The organism is Kitasatospora sp. NBC_01300, assembly GCF_041435235.1.
Classification (GTDB): domain Bacteria; phylum Actinomycetota; class Actinomycetes; order Streptomycetales; family Streptomycetaceae; genus Kitasatospora.
In genome coordinates, this window is sequence record NZ_CP108408.1 from 6,588,419 (window position 1) to 6,605,871 (window position 17,453).

Sequence of the window (17,453 nt, forward strand, 5' to 3'; positions counted from 1 at the left end):
TGCCCGGCGCCCCCGCGCCACCCGGCCGCGCCACCCCCTCGGGTGAGGACCGGGAGCGTCCCGTGCCACGGTCGGGGGACTGCCCCGACGCCGGTGGGACGCCGCCCGACCCGGGGGCGAGGTGGCGCACCCCTACAACACACCCGCGGCGCACTGGCTTAGTAGTCTGGCGGGCCCTGGCGAACGGTGGCGAATGCTCGCCTGGCACTTGCCGGAGCCTCTAGCCTCGAATCAGCCGAGGAACCTGGGGGCTTCGTTGAGCAGGGAACCCAACACCCGACTCGCTGACTTGTTCGTCCTGACCGGTTGGTCGAAGGGCGAACTCGCGCGGCTGGTCAACCGTCGGGGTGCCGCGATGGGGCAGCAGCAGCTGTCCACCGACACGTCGAGGGTACGGCGCTGGATCGAGCAGGGGGAGATCCCCCGGGATCCGGTGCCGAGGGTGCTGGCGGCCGTGTTCACGGAGCGGCTCGGCCGTGTCGTCACCACTGAGGACCTCGGTCTGGAACGACACCGGCCCACCAGGTCCGGAGCGGCGCAGTCCGCAGCAGTGCCATGGTCGCCGGATCGAACGGCCGCGGTCCTCACCGAGTTCACGGGAATGGACCTCATGCTGAACCGACGTGGATTGGTGGGCGCGGGTGCCGCGCTCACGGCCGGAACGGTCATCGCCGATTCGTTGAAGGGCTGGCTCGGGGGGGATGCGGTCGCGTACGCGGCCTCCGTCCCCGGGCCGCGCCAGGTGATCACCCAGGGCGGGGCGCGCCCCGCGGTGGACGTGTACGACGCGGGCCCGGTCGGGCTCGACGAGGTGGAGTCGCTGGAGCGCTCGGTCCAGGTGTTCCGCGCCTGGGACGCGGCGCGCGGCGGCGGGCTCCAGCGCAAGGCGGTGGTCGGTCAACTGAACGAGGTGGGGGGTCTGCTGACGCACCGGCACGCTCCGGCGGTGGAGCAGCGGCTGTGGCTGGTCGCGGCCAACCTGGCGGTGCTGGCGGGCTGGATGTCGCACGACGTGGGCCTGGAGCCCACCGCCCAGCGGTACTTCATGATCGCGGCGGAGTCGGCCAAGGAGGCCGGCGACCGGCCGCGGGCCGGTGAGGCGATCTCCCGGGCCGCGCGGCAGATGGTCCACCTGGGCCGTGCCGACGACGCGATCGACCTGATGTCGGCGGCCAAGGCGGCCGGCGGCCAGGTGCTGCCGAGAACGCGCGCGATGCTGAACACCGTCGAGGCCTGGGCGCACGCCTCGATCGGGCACTCCCAGGACACCTGGCGGCTGCTCGGCGAGGCCGAGGACCTGTTCGCCGAGGGCGCGCCGGAGCCGCCGCCGTCCTGGATGCAGGTGTTCGACGAGGCCGAACTGCGCGGCATGCAGGCGCTGGTGCTGCGCACGCTGGCGGAGCACGACCCCTCGGCGGCGGCCCAGGCGCAGCGGCACGCGGAGCGGGTGATCACCCTGCGGGAGGGCACCGGGCAGCTGCGCTCGGCGCTGTTCGACCGGATCACCCTGGCCTCGGTGCACTGGCTGAGCGGCGAGCCGGACGCGGCGGAGTTCCAGGCCAAGATGGTGATGAACCTGATCGGCCAGAACTCCTCGCACCGGACCTGGGACCGGCTGCGCGAGATGTACCGGCTGACCGCGCGCTACCGGGGCCTGCCGGTGGTGGACGAGCTGCGGGCCGAGCTGGGGCGGGAGTTGCGGGCGGCGGACGCGAAGAAGCGGCCGAAGCGGTCCTGAGGCCCGGAGGCCCGGAGGCCCGGAGGCCCGGAGGCCCGGAGGCCTGAGCCTTGGGTGTCCTGAGTCTTGGGGTTCCGGAGACTTGGAGGTGGTGAGGCCCCGGCGGGCCCCGGTCAGTTCGGGGGTGCCGGCCGCAGCAGCATGCGCAGGGCGGTGACGGTGCCGTCCGTGCCGAGGACGGGCTCGCCCGCGCACTCGACGCTGGCGTGCGGGGCGCCGTCGCGGCGGATCCGCAGGGTGCCGGCGGAGGTGCGGCCGTGGACTAGGGCGTCGGTCATCATCCGGCGCAGCACGGGCCGGTCGGCCTCGGGGAGGCGGTCGGGCAGTCGGTCGAGGCTGAGCGGGCCGTTGCCCGGGTCGCAGCCGAGGAGCTGGTAGGTGTCCGCGTTCCAGTGGACGCGGTCGGTGAGGAGGTCCCATTCGGCTGAGCCGATGAGGTGGTCGAGGCTGCCGTCTGGTCCGTCGCCGAGGTCGGGGTTCTTGGACGGCTCCTGCGCCGTGCCGTCCACTCTGCCGTCCGTTCCGCTGTCGGCGTCGCCGCTCGGCTCACCGCGCGCGCCGTCGTCCGTCGCGCCCGCCGGGGCGCCGTCCACCGTGGCGGTGTCCGGCGGGCGGGCGGCGCCTATGGGCATCTTCATGGCGGGTCCATCGCTCGGGGGTGGCCCGCCGCGTGCGGGCCGTCGGTGGTGAGAAGACTGTGGCACAGCGCCCTCGCCCCTGCGGGCGATTTGGACATAACGCAGGCAAAATTCCCCTGGCATATGCCACTGTGGCAACAGCCGTCGTCGCCCTGTGTGCGGAAGGTGGCGCGAGGCGGTAACCTTCGGTGATTCCGGCGCCCGGGCGCCCACCGCAGTACCGACCAGAGACCCCGGCGACGGAAATCCCGTTGCCACTACGACCGCCGCAACGGATGCTGACCTCATGTTCGAGCCAGTGATAGCACCCAGTGCCAGCCTCCTCGGCCTCCTGCAGCGAGGCCGCGGTGACGGGCAGCTCCACGCGCTGGCCGCCGACCGTACCGAGGCCATCGCCGCGCTGGAGGAGTGCGTCACCAGGGATCCGCGAGCCGACTGGCAGGTCGAGAGCCGCTCCCTCTACTACGCCCGCCTCTACATGGAGCTGGAAGCGCCCCTCGACGGCATCGAGGACCACCTCCACTCCGCCGAGGACCTCGTCAGCGACGACGAGAACCGCACCGGCCTCGCCCTCTCCGTCCTGGGCCACCTCGCCGCTTACGGCCGGCGCGACGCGCTGCTGATGCTGCGCGAGTACACCGCCACCGGCGCCAACTGGGCCTGGGCCCTCGACGAGCTCGCCCTGCGCGACGACGACCGCGGCCTGCTGCTGCTCGGCACCGCCGTCCTGGACCGCTTCGCCCCGGGCCCCGAGGGCGACGCCGAGCTGCGCGAGTTCATCCGCAACGCCTACGAGCCCCGGCCCTGGCGGCTGTGGGCGGCCTACCACCCGAGAGTGGCGGCGGCCAGCGAGCAGTCACCCTTCGACCTCTGGCAGCGCCAGCTCAACCGCGGCGGCATCACCCCGGGCTGGTCCACCGCCGACGTCCTGGCCTGGGCCGACCAGGGGAGCCTGGGCGCCCTCGGGGCCGGCGCCTTCCTCGGCGGAGCCGACAGCCGGCCCGAGCCCGCGCCCGACGCCGCCGATCCGGCCGCGCCCGACGCCGTGGACCGCCGGGCCGCCGCGGCCGCCCGCTGCCTGACCGCCGTCGTCCGGCCCGAGGACCGCCCCACCGTGCTGGAGGCCGCCCGCGGCGGCCTGCCCGGCGCGCGCCGAGCGGCACTGCGCTACCTGGTCGACCAGCGGGACCCGGCCGCCGTCGAGCTGATCGAGGCCGCCGCCGTCGACGTCGACGACCGGATCGTGCGCGCGGCCCTGGAACTGGTCGGCCGGATGCGCGGCCCCGAGATCCTGGCGCAGGCCCGCCGCTGGGCCGACCCGGCCACCGGGGGCGCGGACAGCGCGCTCGGCGAGGCCGCCGTCAAACTGCTCGCCGACGCCGGGGAGCCGGCCGACGCGCCGTTCGTCGTCGACGGCCTGCGCCGCTGGGTATCCGTCCGCGGGGTCAGTGGTACCGGGCTCGGCTCGCTGGTCGACGGTGCGGGGCGGCTGGTCGCCGCCGACGCCGTCCCCGTGCTGCGCCACATCTACGGGGAGGCCGCCTCCTCCGAACTGCGCGGCCGTGCCGCCCGGGCGCTCGCCGTGACCGATGTGCACTTCCCCGAGGGCCCCGCCGTCGAGTGCCTCTGGGACTGCGAGGAGTCCACCCGGGAGCTCGCCGCGCGCCATGTCGCCACCACGGGTGACGCGCGCGTGCTGGAGCGACTGCGCAGGCTCGCCGCCGATCCGGCCGAGGAGGCCGAGGTCCACGCCGCCGTCCGCGGCCGGCTGACCGCCGCCCGGGAGTTCGGGCGTTAGGTCCCCGCGGCCGGTGGCTGCCTCCCCGCTTCTGGTGAACGACGGGCCGGGACACCCCTCGGGTGTCCCGGCCCACTGCTGTTCCGGGCTCGTGCTGTTCCGGGGTCCTGGTAGAACGTGGTTCTACTTCACGACGCCCGCGTCCGGGGCCAGCACGCCGCCGGCCACCAGTCCGATGATCAGGACGCCGAGCAGCACCCGGTAGACCACGAACGGCAGAAAGCTGTGGTGCGAGATGTACTTCAGGAACCAGGCGATCGCCGCGTAGCCGACCGCGAAGGCGATCGCGGTGGCCAGGATCGTCGGCCCCCACGCGGGTGCGGGGCCCTCGCCGATCTTGAACAGCTCCAGCGCCCCCGAGGCGAGCACCGCCGGGATCGCCAGCAGGAAGGAGTAGCGGGCCGCCGCCTCCCGGCTGTAGCCGAGCAGCAGGCCCGCGCTGATCGTGCCGCCGGAGCGGGACACCCCCGGGATCAGTGCGAGCGCCTGGGCGAGGCCGTAGATGCCCGCGTGCGGCAGGGTGAGGTCGGTGATCGGCCGGGCGTGCCGGACCGCGCGGGTGCGGTCGGCGAAGGCCAGCAGCAGGCCGAAGACGATCAGCGTGGTGCCGATGATCCGCAGATCGCGCAGGTGGGTCTCGATGGTGTCCTGGAACAGCTTGCCGAGGATGCCGATCGGCAGCGTGCCGATGATCACGAACCAGCCCATCCGGGCATCCGGGTCCGAGCGCAGCGCCGGGCGGAACAGCGACAGCGTCCAGGTCCGCACGATCGAGACGATGTCCCGGCGGAAATAGATCAGCACCGCGGTCTCGGTGCCGAGCTGGGTCACGGCGGTGAAGGCCGCGCCCGGGTCGTCCCACCCCAGCAGGGCGGAGAAGACCCGCAGGTGGGCACTGGAGGAGACGGGCAGGAACTCGGTGAGCCCCTGGATCAGGCCGAGAACGGCCCCGTGGAACCAGTCGATCACCAGACACCCACCGGGGGTATCCGTTGGTCGTCGTACATGTGCGGTCCTCGCAGGTCGGAGCGGGCGTGCGGGCAGGCGGGCAGGCCGCGACCCGCACGGCCCTCGGGCCGCGCACGGGCGGGCGCGCGGCCGATGGTACGGGGTGAAGATGACTATTCTTTGTTCACCTTTTGACCCGGCTTTGCCCGACGAGCTTTCCGTGCCCCGCCGACTCGTCCGCCTGCGCTTTCGTCGGCCCTTCCGCCCGCCCTTCCGTCGACCCCGCCGCCTGCCCTTCCGCCGCTCAGCCGGCGAGTCGGACGCGGACCCAGGTGCGGTCCTCCGTCAGGTAGCTCTCGACCGTCAGACCGGCGTCCGCCAGCGCCCGGTCGAACGCGGCGGTGGTGAGCGGCCGGGAGCGGAAGGTGTGCGTCCAACGGCCGTCCGGGAACTCGTACTCGGCGTGGACGGAGTTCACGCCGTCCCCGACCGGCGTCGAGGAGACGATGCGCGACACGCCGTCGGTGCCGAGCCTGCCCTCGCGCGGCACGTTGAGGTGCCAGTCCTCGCCCTCCCGCTGCATCAGCACGCAGCCGTCCGCGGCGACGTGGCGGCGGCAGGTCTCCAGCAGGCCCTGGCGGACCGCCTCGTCGCCCGCGTGGATCAGGAAGGAGGCGAGCAGGACGACGTCGAAGCGCTCGCCGAGGTCCAGCCGCTCGATCGGGCTGCGCACGGCGCGGATGCCCGCGCGCACCCTGGCCAGCATCTCGGCGGACTCGTCCACCGCTGTCACGGTGAAGCTGCGGTCGGTCAGCGGGTGCGTCATCCGGCCGACGCCGCAGCCCAGTTCGAGGATGGCGGCGCCGGCGGGCACCGCGGCCTCGATCACGTCCGGGGCGTCGCCGACGGGGAGCCGGGCCCAGAGCTCGACGGCGCAGCCGTCCGGGGTGATCGCGCCCGGGCCCGTTCCGTCGTGCCCCTCGCGTCGTACGTTGCCGCTGTGCGTGTCGTTACCCATGGGCGCCATCGGAACACGGGCAGGGCGGGGAGGGAAGGCGCCGCAGCGGGTTTTCGGTCAGCCCGTCAGTCGCGTGGGCCCGTGGGTCCGTCAGACCGTCGGCACGTCCTCCAGTTCGGCCAGGGTGGCGTGCAGCCAGGCGAGTTCGGCCTCGCTGGTGGCGCGGGCGATCAGCAGCAGGCCACGACGGAACGGGTCGGCGAACTCCTCGGCGCCGACCGGGCGGTCGCCGTCGTAGAAGAAGCTCGCCGGCTCGGAGAGGAAGACCAGGCGGCGGCGGAGCACGGCGGCCTGGGCGGCGGGGTCGTCGAGGTGGCGCAGGAAGGCGAGCAGGGTGAACCAGCGGTTCTCGTCGCTGATGTCCAGCGGCTCGGGCGCGCGCAGCTGGTCGAGCAGTGCGGTGCGGCCGGCCTCGGTGAGGTGGAGGGTGTGCCGGGGTGCGGCGGCGCTGCCGGGCTCGGTCTCGCGGACCAGCAGGCCGTCGGCCTCCAGACGCTTGATCGCCGGGTAGAGCGTGCCGTCGCTGATCGGGCGGACGTGCCCGGTGAGTGCGGCGAGGTGGCGGCGCAGCTGGTAGCCGTGCAGCGGGCGGTCGTAGAGGAATCCGAGGATCGCGAGCTTCAGCATGGGGCCACTCTCGCAGATTCGTCCCTCGAAGCCTCGGTATATCGGTTCCGTGATACCTCGATGTCGAGGTATGGTCTGGGCGTTCTCAGCCCCTGATGTCCCAGCCCTTGCTGCCCCAGCCCCCGCTGGAGGAGGAGTCCCCGTGCTGCGCCACGCCCCCGCCACCCCGAACGGCGACCGGATCCGATGGGTCGAGCTGCCCGGAGTCGAGCCCGCCCGGCTCTACCTGCACGGCCTCGGCGCGAGCTCGCCCGCCTACTTCGCGGCCGCTGCCGCCCACCCGGGGCTCGCCGGGCGCCGCTCGCTGCTGCTCGACCTGCTCGGCTTCGGCCTCAGCGACCGGCCCGCCGACTTCGGATACACCCTGGAGGAGCACGCCGACGCCGTCGCCGCGGCCCTGGCGCAGGCCGGGCTCGCCGGAGTCGAGGTGATCGGCCACAGCATGGGCGGCGCGATCGCCGTCGTCCTCGCCCACCGGCATCCGGCGTCGGTCTCCCGACTCGTCCTGGTCGACGCCAACCTGGACCCGGTCACCCCCGGCCGCGGCCCCGGCAGCGGCGGCATCGCGAGCTTCACCGAGGAGGAGTTCCTGGCCGGCGGCCGGGACGAGGTCGCCGGGTGGGTCGGCCCGTCCTGGTGGTCCACGATGCGCCTCGCCGGGCCCGAGGCGCTGTACCGCAGCGCCGTGCACCTGGCCCGGGCGACGGTGCCGACGATGCGCGAACTGCTGCTCGGCCTCGACCTCCCGCGCACCTTCCTGTACCCGGAGGCGGACGGCGAGCCGCGCGGCGCCGACCAACTCCGGGAGGCAGGCGTCCGGTTGGCGGCCGTCCCGGACTGCGGGCACAACATCATGCTCGACAACCTCGACGGCTTCGTCTCGGCGGCCGGCCTCGAACCTCGACCGTAGGCTGGGGGAGTCGGAGAGGAGCCCGCACAATGCCCGTCGAAGTCCCGCCCGTTGAGGTCCCGCCCGCGCTGGCAGCGTCGCTGGAGCAGTTCCTCGGCCCGGACGGTCGCGCCTGGGCGGCCCGACTCCCCGCCCTGGCGGCCGAGTTGATCGACCACTGGGAGCTGCGCCCGGACGGCCCGCCCGCGCACGGCGTCGTCGCACTGGTGCTGCCCGTACGGCGCACCGACGGCACGCCCGCAGCGCTCAAGCTCCAGCCGGTGGACGAGGAGACCGAGGGCGAGCCGGCCGCCCTCCGGGCCTGGGGCGGGCGAGGGGCCGTTCGACTCCTCGGCCACGAACCGGCCTCGGGCTCGATGCTGCTGGAACGCCTCGACCCGGGGCGTTCACTGCTGGATGTCGCGGACGATCGGGAGGCGCTGCGCGTCCTTGCGGGCCTGCTCAGGGAATTGACAGGACATCAGATTGAAGTCCCGGACCTGCGCCGGTTGGCGGACCTCGCCGACGATCTGCTCGCGCGGGCCCCGGCAGCGGCCGCGGCCCTCGCCGACCCGGCCGAGCGGCGCCTGCTCGCCGACTGCGCCGCGGCCCTGCGCGAGGTCCGCACCGAGCCCGGCGACCGGCTGCTGCACTGGGACCTGCACTACGGCAACGTCCTGGCCCCACCCGAGGGCGGCGGCCGCGTCCCCTGGCTCGCCATCGACCCCAAGCCGCTCATCGGGCACCCTGGCTTCGAACTCCTCCCGGCGCTGCGCAACCGCTGGGCCGACGTCGCGGCCACCGGCGACGTCGCCCGGGCGCTGCGGTGGCGGTTCGACGTCCTGGTGGAGGCACTGGAACTGGACCGCGGGGCGGCGCTCGCCTGGACGCTCGCCCGGGTGCTGCAGAACGCCGTATGGGCGGCGGAGGACGGGGAATCGGCGCTCGACCCGGGGCAGCGGGCGGTGGCGGAACTGCTGTCGGGGCGCTGAGCGGAGCGCGCGCGGCGAGCGGAGAACCGCGAGCGGCGAACAGCGGCCGGAAACCACGAAGGCAAGGAGGTCGTCGACTCTCCTTGCCACTCTCAAGGTATAGCGCGCCGGGGGGCTTGCCGCAAGGCCCCTGCCGTGCCGCAGAATGACCGGCCGAAGCCGGGATCTGCGGGTATACCTGGGGGTTTGTGATGATTGACGTGATCGTGGTCGGAGCCGGGCCGACCGGATTGATGCTGGCCGGCGAGTTGCGGTTGCACGGCGTGCGGGTGCTCGTGCTGGAGAAGGAGACGGAGCAGCCCCTGCCGGCCCGGGCGCGCGGCCTGCACGCGCGCAGCCTTGAGGTGATGGACCAGCGCGGGCTGCTGGAGCGCTTCCTGTCGCTCGGCCGGAAGTTCACGGTCGGCGGCTTCTTCGCCGGCATCGGCAAGGAGTGGCCGGAGCGGCTGGACACCACCCAGGCGTACGTCCTGGCCATCCCGCAGGCGGTCACCGAGCGGCTGCTGACCGAGCACGCCACCGAACTCGGCGCCGAGCTCCGGCGCGGCTGCGAACTGGTCGGGCTGAGCCAGGACGAGGACGGGGTGAGCGCCGAACTGGCCGACGGCACGCGGCTGCGCTCGCGCTACCTCGTCGGCTGTGACGGGGGCCGCAGCACGGTGCGCAAGCTGCTCGGCGTCGGGTTCCCCGGCGAGCCCTCCAGGGTGGAGACGCTGCTGGGCGACATGGAGCTGGCCGAGGAGCCGGAGACGATCGCCGCCGTCGTCGCGGAGGTCCGCAGGACCCAGCTGCGGTTCGGCGCCGTTCGCGAGGCGGAGGGGGGGTACCGCGTCATCGTGCCCGCCGAGGGGGTGGCCGAGGACCGTACGGCCGCTCCGACCTTCGAGGAGTTCAAGCAGCAGCTGCGGGCCGTCGCGGGCACCGACTTCGGGGCGCACTCACCGCGCTGGCTGTCGCGCTTCGGCGACGCCACCCGGTTGGCCGAGCGCTACCGGGTCGGCCGGGTGCTGCTGGCGGGCGACGCGGCGCACATCCACCCGCCGACCGGCGGGCAGGGGCTCAACCTCGGTGTCCAGGACGCGTTCAACCTGGGCTGGAAGCTGGCCGCCGAGGTCGACGGCTGGGCGCCGGAGGGGCTGCTGGACAGCTACCACGCCGAACGGCACCCGGTGGCCGCCGAGGTGCTGGACAACACCCGCGCGCAGATCCACCTGATGTCCCTGGAGCCCGGCGCCCAGGCGGTGCGCCGGCTGCTGGCGGAACTGACGGACTTCGAGGAGGTGAACCGGTACCTGATCGAGAAGATCACCGCGATCGGGGTCCGCTACGACTTCGGCGAAGGGCATGAACTGCTCGGCCGCCGGCTGCGCGACGTGCAGCTGAAGCGCGGCCCTCTCTACGGGCTGATGCACGGCGGCCGCGGGCTGCTGCTCGACCGGACGGGCGGGCTCTCGGTGGCGGGCTGGGCGGACCGGGTCGACCACGTCGTCGACGTCAGCGACGAGTTGGACGTGCCCGCGGTGCTGCTGCGTCCGGACGGCCACGTGGCGTGGGTCGGCGAGGACCAGCAGGGCCTGCGCGGCCACCTGTCCAGGTGGTTCGGCGCCCCCGCCGCCTGAGCGGACCGCGGCGGCCTCGGTGGCGTGCGGACAGCCATCGTGTCGGGATCGCAGGGGGCGTGCGGGCGGACGCTCAGCGCTCCCGCAGCAGTACGAAGCGCACCGGCGTGCCCGGGCGTGCCTGGGCGGCCGCCGCGAGGTCGGCGGCGGGGACGACGCCGATCACCGGGTAGCCGCCGGTGGTCGGGTGGTCGGCGAGGAAGACCACCGGCAGCCCGTCCGGCGGGATCTGCACCGCGCCCAACACCATGCCCTCACTGGGCAGTTCACCCACCCGGGCGCGGGTGACCGGCGGGCCCTCGGTGCGCAGCCCGATCCGGTTGCCGGCCGGGGAGACCAGGTACCCGTCGCGGGCCAGCCGGGTCAGCGCCGAAGGCTCGAACCAGTCCGCGTGCGGGCCGAGCCGCAGCCGCAGCACCAGTTCGGCCGGGGGAGCGGGCAGCGGCACCAGGTCGGGCCGGGGGCGGTCGGGCGGAGGCGGGCCGACCGGCAGCCGGTCGCCGGCGGCGAGCGGGGCCGGTCCGAGGCCGGAGAGCAGGTCCGTCGAGCGGCTGCCCAGGACCGGCGGGACGGCGATCGCGCCCGCGACCGCCAGGTAGCCGCGCACCCCGGCGGTCGCCGCCCCCACCTCCAGCACCGCCCCGGCCGGCACCGCGACCGGCGCACCCCACGCGGCCGGCCGCCCGTCCACCCGGACGGGCGAGGGTGCTCCGGTGACGGCCACGACCACCGGCCCGAGGGCGCGCAGGGCGACCCCGCCGAGCGTGGTCTCCAGCCCGGCGGCGCCCGGCTCGTTGCCGACCAGCCGGTTCGCGGCCCGCAGCGCGGGCTCGTCCAGCGCCCCGGCCCTGGGCACCCCGAGGTGGGCGACGCCGCGTCGTCCGAGGTCCTGGACGGTGGTCAACGGCCCGGGCCGCACCACCAGCAATCCGCTCAACGCCCCCACCCCGTCCGCCCCCGTCCCGTCCCTCGCCACCCCGTCCCCCGCCGTCCGGGGCTCTGCCGTCCGGGGCTCCGCCGTCCGGGGACCGCGCGCCGCCCGTCGTGGGCCCGCACCCCCGCTACGCCCGTTCCGCCGTGAACCGCACCCGCACCCCGGGCGCCAGCAGCGCCGCCGGCTCGCGCCCGGTGTCCCAGAGCACGAGCCCGGTGCGCCCGATCAGCTGCCAGCCGCCGGGGGAGGAGCCCGGGTAGACGCCGGTGTACGGGCCGGCCAGGGCGACCGAGCCGACCGGGACGCTGCTGCGCGGGGTGGCCCGGCGCGGGACCGCGTACCGGGGCGGCAGCCCGGTCAGGTAGCCGAAGCCGGGCGCGAACCCGCAGAAGGCGACCACGTACTCGGGCCCGGTGTGGATCCGTACGGCGGCCTCCTCGGAGACCCCCCACAGGGCGGCGACCTCGGCGAGGTCGCCGCCGTCGTACACCGTCGGCACCTCCACCAGCGGCCCGGTCGCCGCCGCGGCCGCCGACGGACGGGCCGTGCGCAGCAGGGCCGCCAGGGCGTCGACGTCCGCGACGCCGTCCAGCAGCACCGTGCGCGCGGCCGGCACGATCTCCTCGACCGCGCCGAGCGCCCCGCTCTCCTGCCGCTCCCGCAGCCATCCGTACAGCGCGGCGACCTGCGCCGTGTCGTCGAGTTCGACCAGCAGTGCCCGCTCGCCGACCCGCCGGACGGCGGAGGGCGTCACGTGAACGCCTCCACCCGGACCCCGGCGGAGGCGAGGGCGCCGCGGATCCGCCAGGCGAGCTGGGCGGCGCCGGGGGTGTCGCCGTGGACGCACAGGGAGCGGGCCTCGACGGCGATCCGTTCGCCGCCGACGGCCTCCACCGAGGCGTCCCGGGCGATGCCGACGGCGCGGGTGATCACCGATTCGGGGTCGTGCACCACGGCGTCCGGGTCGCGGCGCGGGACGAGGGTGCCGGCCCAGGTGTACGCGCGGTCGGCGAAGGCCTCGGCGACGACCGCGAGGCCGACGCCCTCGGCGACGGCGAGCAGCCGGGAGCCGGGCAGTCCGAGCACCGGCAGCGGTCCGTCGCAGACCGCCCCGGCCCGCAGCACGCCGGCCACCACGGCCTCGGCCTGTTCGGAGTCGGTGACCACCCGGTTGTAGAGGGCGCCGTGCGGTTTGACGTAGGAGACCCGGGAGCCGGCCGCGCGGGCGAAGACCTGGAGGGCGCCGATCTGGTACGCGATCTCGTCGGCGAGCTCCTCCGGGGGGACGTCCATGGCCCGGCGGCCGAAGCCGGCCAGGTCGCGGTAGGAGACCTGGGCGCCGATCCGGACGCCGCGTTCGGCGGCCAGCGCGCAGACCCGGCGCATCGTCGACGGATCTCCCGCGTGGAAGCCGCAGGCGACGTTGGCGCTGGTCACCACGGACAGCAGGGCCTCGTCGTCGGTCAGCGTCCAGCGTCCGAACCCCTCACCGAGGTCCGCATTGAGATCGATCACCGCATCGGCCACGCCCGTCCGCCTTCCAGCAGCTGTTGAGCCAGATGGTAGGGCCTGCGGATGAAGGCCGTTGCCCGTGACCCGGGCCCAGGGGGCCCACCGGCGCGCGCCCCCTGGTCACACGCCCTGGGGCGGCGCTGGGCGGCTCCGGCTCAGCTCGCGGCCACCGGCCCCTGGAAGGAACGTTCCAGCGGGCGCAGCGCCCGCAGCACGATCAGCAGCGGGACGACGCCGACGATTCCGAACGACATGTCGATGAATCGCCAGCCCAGGGGGATCCCCCGCAGCGGTCCGCAGACCAGGGCCAGGGGGATGACGGCGCCGCAGGCGAGCACGGCCCAGCGGATCACCCAGATGTTGCGGACCGGGTCCTTGATCGGGCCCCAGAAGGCGGCGGCGATCACCAGGTGGGCGAAGGCGAGCCAGTCGGTGCCGTAGGCCAGGAAGGGGTAGCGGTCGTTGGTCTCCGCGACGCCGGTGCGGACGCGTTCGATCCAGTCCAGCGCGGCCGGGAAGCGGTCGGCCAGCGGTGCGGCCGGCCCGGTCGCGAGGTCGGCCAGCCAGCGGGTCTCGGTCTCCAGCGGGAAGGCCGTCAGGCCGCTGAGCACCAGGCAGACCACGAAGATCCAGAGCCAGCGCCGGACCCTGCGCAGTACCGCCGCGGGACCGGTGCCCGGATTGGTGTCCATGGTGCGAACCTCCATGCCGAAGAGCAGGCGGGGCCTTGTCCCGTCTGTACGGAACCGACTCTAGACCCTGCTTTTGAACGCGTTCAACTAGCCCCTGACGTGCGGGCACGCCCCGGACGCCGGGCCGCCGCGCCACCCCCGGATGCCGGGCCTCCACGCCACCCCCGGGCGCCGTGCGGGCGCGCACCCCCGGACACGCCGATGCCCGGGTGCCGGAGCACCCGGGCATCGGAACCGCCGGGAGTGTGCGATGTACGTCGGGACTACTGCGTCGGGACTACGCGGTGTACGTGAAGGTCACCGGGGCACTGGTGCCGCCCACCGTGGTCACCGTGACGTCCACCGGGCCGGGGCCCGCCGCCGCCGGGGAGGTGGCCGAGCAGAAGGACGGGCCGCAGGAGACGTGCGCGGCCGGCACCCCGCCGAACGCGACCGTCCCGTACGTCAGGTTGGTGCCCTGGAGGTACACCTGGGTCCCGCCGGCGGCCGGGCCGCTGGAGGAGTAGGTCAGGTTGCCGACCGTCGGCGCGGGCGGCGGCGGGGGCGGGGCGCCCGTGTAGTCGAAGGCGGCCGGCGCCGCGACCGTGCCGCCGGGGGTCACCACGGAGACGGGGGCGCTGCCCGAGCCGCCGGGCGTGGTCACCGTGCAGGCGGTGTCGGTGCAGGTCCCGGCCGCCGGGACGCCGCCGACCAGCACCATGCCGTGCGCCAGGTTGCTGCCGCTGACGGTCACCGCGGTGCCGCCCGCGCCCGGGCCGGTGGTGGTGTCGAGGCCGTTGACCGTGGGCGGCGCCTGGACGACCGGCGCCGGGGTGGTCCCGTCGACCGACAGGGCCGTCACGTGGCCGGTCGGGTCGGTGTCGTTCGGATTGGACACGGTCACGACGATCTGGCCGGTCAGCTGCTGGGTGTAGTCGCGGCCCACGTTCAGCTTCATGAACTCGTAGCGCCCGGGCCTGCGGGTGCCGATGAGGACGGCGTCCAGGTGGCGCCCGTCGGGCGAGAGGGACTCGGTGAAGGTGTAGTCGTACGGGGTGGAGAAGAACATGCCGAGCTCGGTCGTGAGCCCGGGCGGCAGGTCGACGGTGATGTGGGTCGGCCCGGTGAGGTCCTGGGTGCCGGCGGAGGTCCAGCCGGCCGAGAGCTTGCCCGGTCCGGGAGGGGTGGTGCCGGGCAGGAAGCCGTTGAGGGCCGCGGTCACGTGCTGCCCCTGAACGGCGGGGACGTCGGCGGGGGCGGCTGACGAGGCGGCGGCACCGGTGGCGAGGGTGGTCACGGCCAGCGCGGCGGCGAAGCCTGCTTTGACCAGTCGAGTGATCATAGGCCGATCATCACGGTAGCGACGCGCCGCCTTCACGGGTTTGCCGAATATCGGTTCGGAATTGGCGGAATCCCGTCGAAATCCCGTTCTGAATTCACCCCCGACACGCCCTCCGGCCTGCCGCGCAGCCCGCCCACAAGGCCCGTTTCGGTCGATGTCGGTGCGAACCTCTAATCTTGTCCACCGTGACCGCCATCGCTGACCCGCCCACCCTGCCCGGCCCCCGGCCGCCCGCCGGGTCCGTCGCGGCGAGGCCCGCGCCCGGCCCCGCCGCCGACGAGGGCCTGGCCCGTCGGCTCAAGGCGTTGGCCTGCACCGCCCCCCTGCACGACCTGGACAACCGCAAGGTCAACCTGGCGGGCGAGTACGGCGGCTACGCGATGGCCGAGGTCGGCCTCGCCGCGATCGACCTGGTCACCCTGCACATGGACTTCGACACCGGCGCCGACCGCGACATAGTGCTCGCCCGCCTGCTGCCCCGGGTCGCCGCCCAGGCCGCCGGCCGCCCCGCCGCCGAGCACGAGCGGGTCGCCCGCTGGGTGCTGGAGTCGCTGATCAACGTCGGCAGCGTCGACCGGGGCTTCCGCGCCGTCTACGGCACCTTCGGCGCGGACGGCGCGTACGTCCGGCGCGACTACGACTTCAAGCTGATCGAGGAGGTCCCCGGCCCCGACGGCGGCGTCTACCTGCGCACCACCGACGAGGCGGTCAACGTCCTGGTCGGCGCGCTCGACACCGACGTCACCTCGGCCCAGATCGCCGCCGAGGTCAAGCTGGAGGTGCTGATCCGCCGCGGCCGCCTGGCCGACGCCCAGCTCGCCGCCGAGCAGGCCCGCTACCGCACCGTGCAGTACGCCGAGACGCTGCGCCGCGCCCTCGACGCGACCCGGCGCAACGTCCGCGCCGTCGACTGGATGCGCGCCATCCCCGACCTCATCGACGAGGCGCTGGACCACATCGCCGACCGCTACCGGCACGAGAACGCGATTCTCACCAACATCCGCAAGGCCCGCGACGAGGCCGAGCCCCACACCCCCGAAGGGGCCGAGCACAAGCGCCGCGCCGCCGAGCTGCTCGACATCGTCAAGGACTGCATCCGCCGGCACACGAAGCTGCAGACCCGCCTGCTGGAGGCCGGCCCGCTGTTCCGCGCCGAGCAGGACCGGCAGGCCTTCGCCACCCCCGGCGCCCGCAGCGGCATCGACCTCTACGGACAGCTGCTCGCCCCCGTGCTGCGGCTGCCGGTCGAGCAGGCCGTCGGCCCCACCGGTGCCTTCTTCGCCCGCGGCGCCGGCCTGCGCACCCCGGTCTCCGTCCGGGTCGCCGACCTGGTCGACCTGCTGCTCACCCCGCCGGTCGAGCGCGAGCACCTCGGCGCCGAACTGCCCGACCCTGACCTGGTCGCCACCCCGGACGACAGCCGCTTCTCCGAAGCCCAGCTGGAGGCCGCGCTGCTCCTGCTCGACCTGCCCGCCGACGCCCCCCGCCGGCTCTCCGGCCTGCTCGCCGAGGCCCGCGAGCAGGACCCGGAGCTGCCGTACCTCGTCGCCCTGCTGGCCGTCCACGCGGCCAGCCCGCCGGTCGGCACCGCCTACCGGCAGGGCGAGGAGCGGCTGCTGTTCGCCGTGGACGACGGCACCCCGCTGCGCGACCCGCAGTTCGGCGGCGCCGACCTGATCGTCGGCAGCGCCCTGCTCGACGCGGCCGGCATGGCCGCCGACCGCAAGGACGCCGGCTGACGAAGCCGCCGCCTCGACGCACCACCAGATCGCCCGTACCAGCAACAGCCCCGAGGAGCACCGCCCGTGACGACCCACCACGACGCGTCCTGGGCGGCCGAGACCGAACCCGCGGCCCCCGCCCCGATCACCCCCGGCGACGTCGCCGACGCAGCCCGGCTGGTCTCCTTCGGCCTCCAGGCCAAGCTGCTCCCCGCCCGCGACGCCGAGTACGCCGAACTCGTCCGCCGCCACCGCGAGGACCCGCCGTTCGCCCGGCTCGCCGACGCCGTCGCCACCGGCATGGGCCTGGTCGTCCTGGAGGTCTCGCCGCGCGCCGGCATGGCCGTCGCCGCCGCCGAGGACTCGCTGTTCGCCGTCCGGATGGGCGACTACTCGCGCCGCGCCGCCACCGAGTCCACCGACCGCTTCCTGCACGGCCTGGCCCACCTCGCCGTCGCCGCGATGGCCTTCCCCCGGCCCGAGGACCTCGCCGACGACGGCTACCTCGGCCGGATCACCGTCAACGGCGTCGACGCCTTCGTCCGCCAGGCCTGCCGCCGCCTGGAGGAACAGGCCGCGACCGAGGGCGACAACACCGACCCGCAGTCCGACGCCCCCGGCCTGGAGGCCGCCTGGCGGGTCTGGGCCCGGCGCACCGCCACCGGCGCCACCAAGGACGCCCGCCGGCTCTCCGGCTCCACCATCGGCATCGTCGCCAAGGCCGTGCTGTTCCTGGTCGACTCCGGCTTCCTGCAGAAGGTCTCCGACGACTCCGGCGGCACCTACCGCACCACCGCCCGCTACCAGCTCCAGGTCCGCGACCTGGCTGGCAGCGCGGCCATGGCCGAACTGCTCGACCTCGGCATCGTCCCGGTCTCCGACGGCACCGCCAGCCTGCTGCCGCCGGACACCGGCGACGAACTGGTGGCCGACGTAGGCCTGCCGTTCCACTCGCTCTGACCCCGCTACCCGACTCGCACCCCTACCCGACTCGCCCACGGAGAAC

The 17,453-nt window shown here is 74.6% G+C and carries 16 protein-coding genes; 7 read left to right on the forward strand and 9 right to left on the reverse strand.

Annotated elements, in window-relative coordinates; translation table 11 throughout:
* Nucleotides 1-256: 256 nt before the first annotated feature.
* Nucleotides 257-1,738 carry a hypothetical protein gene (locus OG556_RS28805; RefSeq protein ID WP_371521187.1) on the forward strand — a complete coding sequence of 494 codons (1,482 nt, stop codon included), beginning with the start codon at nucleotides 257-259 and terminating at the stop codon, nucleotides 1,736-1,738.
* 113 nt (nucleotides 1,739-1,851) lie between these two features.
* Here the strand turns inward: OG556_RS28805 and OG556_RS28810 are convergent, their stop codons facing one another.
* The gene (locus OG556_RS28810; protein WP_371521190.1) at nucleotides 1,852-2,376 is read right to left on the reverse strand and encodes a hypothetical protein; all 525 of its coding nucleotides are present in this window, start codon (nucleotides 2,374-2,376) and stop codon (nucleotides 1,852-1,854) included.
* Between the two features lie 286 nt (nucleotides 2,377-2,662).
* Between OG556_RS28810 and OG556_RS28815 the strand changes: the two genes are divergently transcribed.
* Entirely contained in the window at nucleotides 2,663-4,174 is a 1,512-nt protein-coding gene (locus OG556_RS28815; protein ID WP_371521192.1) for a HEAT repeat domain-containing protein, read from the forward strand.
* A 123-nt stretch (nucleotides 4,175-4,297) separates the two neighbouring features.
* Here the strand turns inward: OG556_RS28815 and OG556_RS28820 are convergent, their stop codons facing one another.
* The 3 genes from OG556_RS28820 to OG556_RS28830 all read right to left on the reverse strand — a co-directional run bounded on the left by OG556_RS28820 (nucleotide 4,298) and on the right by OG556_RS28830 (nucleotide 6,767).
* The gene (locus OG556_RS28820) at nucleotides 4,298-5,140 is read right to left on the reverse strand and encodes an undecaprenyl-diphosphate phosphatase (protein WP_371522961.1); all 843 of its coding nucleotides are present in this window, start codon (nucleotides 5,138-5,140) and stop codon (nucleotides 4,298-4,300) included.
* Between the two features lie 286 nt (nucleotides 5,141-5,426).
* Nucleotides 5,427-6,140, reverse strand: a complete 714-nt coding sequence (locus OG556_RS28825) for a class I SAM-dependent methyltransferase (RefSeq protein ID WP_371521195.1) — start codon at nucleotides 6,138-6,140, stop codon at nucleotides 5,427-5,429.
* A 90-nt stretch (nucleotides 6,141-6,230) separates the two neighbouring features.
* Entirely contained in the window at nucleotides 6,231-6,767 is a 537-nt protein-coding gene (locus OG556_RS28830; RefSeq protein WP_371521199.1) for a PadR family transcriptional regulator, read from the reverse strand.
* Between the two features lie 145 nt (nucleotides 6,768-6,912).
* Here OG556_RS28830 and OG556_RS28835 point away from each other — a divergent pair, with 145 nt between their 5' ends.
* The 3 genes from OG556_RS28835 to rox all read left to right on the forward strand — a co-directional run bounded on the left by OG556_RS28835 (nucleotide 6,913) and on the right by rox (nucleotide 10,267).
* Complete coding sequence (locus OG556_RS28835; protein WP_371522963.1) at nucleotides 6,913-7,677, forward strand: alpha/beta fold hydrolase; 765 nt, start codon at nucleotides 6,913-6,915, stop codon at nucleotides 7,675-7,677.
* Between the two features lie 29 nt (nucleotides 7,678-7,706).
* The gene (locus OG556_RS28840; RefSeq protein WP_371521202.1) at nucleotides 7,707-8,648 is read left to right on the forward strand and encodes an aminoglycoside phosphotransferase family protein; all 942 of its coding nucleotides are present in this window, start codon (nucleotides 7,707-7,709) and stop codon (nucleotides 8,646-8,648) included.
* A 191-nt stretch (nucleotides 8,649-8,839) separates the two neighbouring features.
* Complete coding sequence (gene rox, locus OG556_RS28845; protein ID WP_371521204.1) at nucleotides 8,840-10,267, forward strand: rifampin monooxygenase; 1,428 nt, start codon at nucleotides 8,840-8,842, stop codon at nucleotides 10,265-10,267.
* Nucleotides 10,268-10,340: 73 nt separating this feature from the next.
* Here rox and OG556_RS28850 read toward each other — a convergent pair whose 3' ends face one another.
* The 5 genes from OG556_RS28850 to OG556_RS28870 form a co-directional block, all read right to left on the reverse strand.
* A complete protein-coding gene (locus OG556_RS28850) occupies nucleotides 10,341-11,204 on the reverse strand; it encodes a biotin-dependent carboxyltransferase family protein (protein ID WP_371521207.1) in 864 nt (287 codons plus the stop codon).
* Nucleotides 11,205-11,328: 124 nt separating this feature from the next.
* Nucleotides 11,329-11,955, reverse strand: a complete 627-nt coding sequence (pxpB, locus tag OG556_RS28855) for a 5-oxoprolinase subunit PxpB (RefSeq protein ID WP_371521210.1) — start codon at nucleotides 11,953-11,955, stop codon at nucleotides 11,329-11,331.
* Nucleotides 11,952-12,728, reverse strand: a complete 777-nt coding sequence (locus tag OG556_RS28860; RefSeq protein WP_244293516.1) for a LamB/YcsF family protein — start codon at nucleotides 12,726-12,728, stop codon at nucleotides 11,952-11,954. Before OG556_RS28860 ends, pxpB begins: the two co-directional genes overlap by 4 nt.
* 140 nt (nucleotides 12,729-12,868) lie before the next feature.
* Nucleotides 12,869-13,405, reverse strand: a complete 537-nt coding sequence (locus OG556_RS28865) for a hypothetical protein (RefSeq protein ID WP_371521213.1) — start codon at nucleotides 13,403-13,405, stop codon at nucleotides 12,869-12,871.
* Nucleotides 13,406-13,682: 277 nt separating this feature from the next.
* A complete protein-coding gene (locus OG556_RS28870) occupies nucleotides 13,683-14,726 on the reverse strand; it encodes an IPT/TIG domain-containing protein (RefSeq protein ID WP_371521216.1) in 1,044 nt (347 codons plus the stop codon).
* A gap of 194 nt (nucleotides 14,727-14,920) precedes the next feature.
* Here OG556_RS28870 and OG556_RS28875 point away from each other — a divergent pair, with 194 nt between their 5' ends.
* On the forward strand, nucleotides 14,921-16,465 hold the full coding sequence (locus tag OG556_RS28875; protein ID WP_371522965.1) for a hypothetical protein: 1,545 nt from the start codon (nucleotides 14,921-14,923) through the stop codon (nucleotides 16,463-16,465).
* A gap of 66 nt (nucleotides 16,466-16,531) precedes the next feature.
* Complete coding sequence (locus OG556_RS28880; protein ID WP_371521219.1) at nucleotides 16,532-17,407, forward strand: hypothetical protein; 876 nt, start codon at nucleotides 16,532-16,534, stop codon at nucleotides 17,405-17,407.
* The last annotated feature ends 46 nt before the right edge of the window (nucleotides 17,408-17,453 follow it).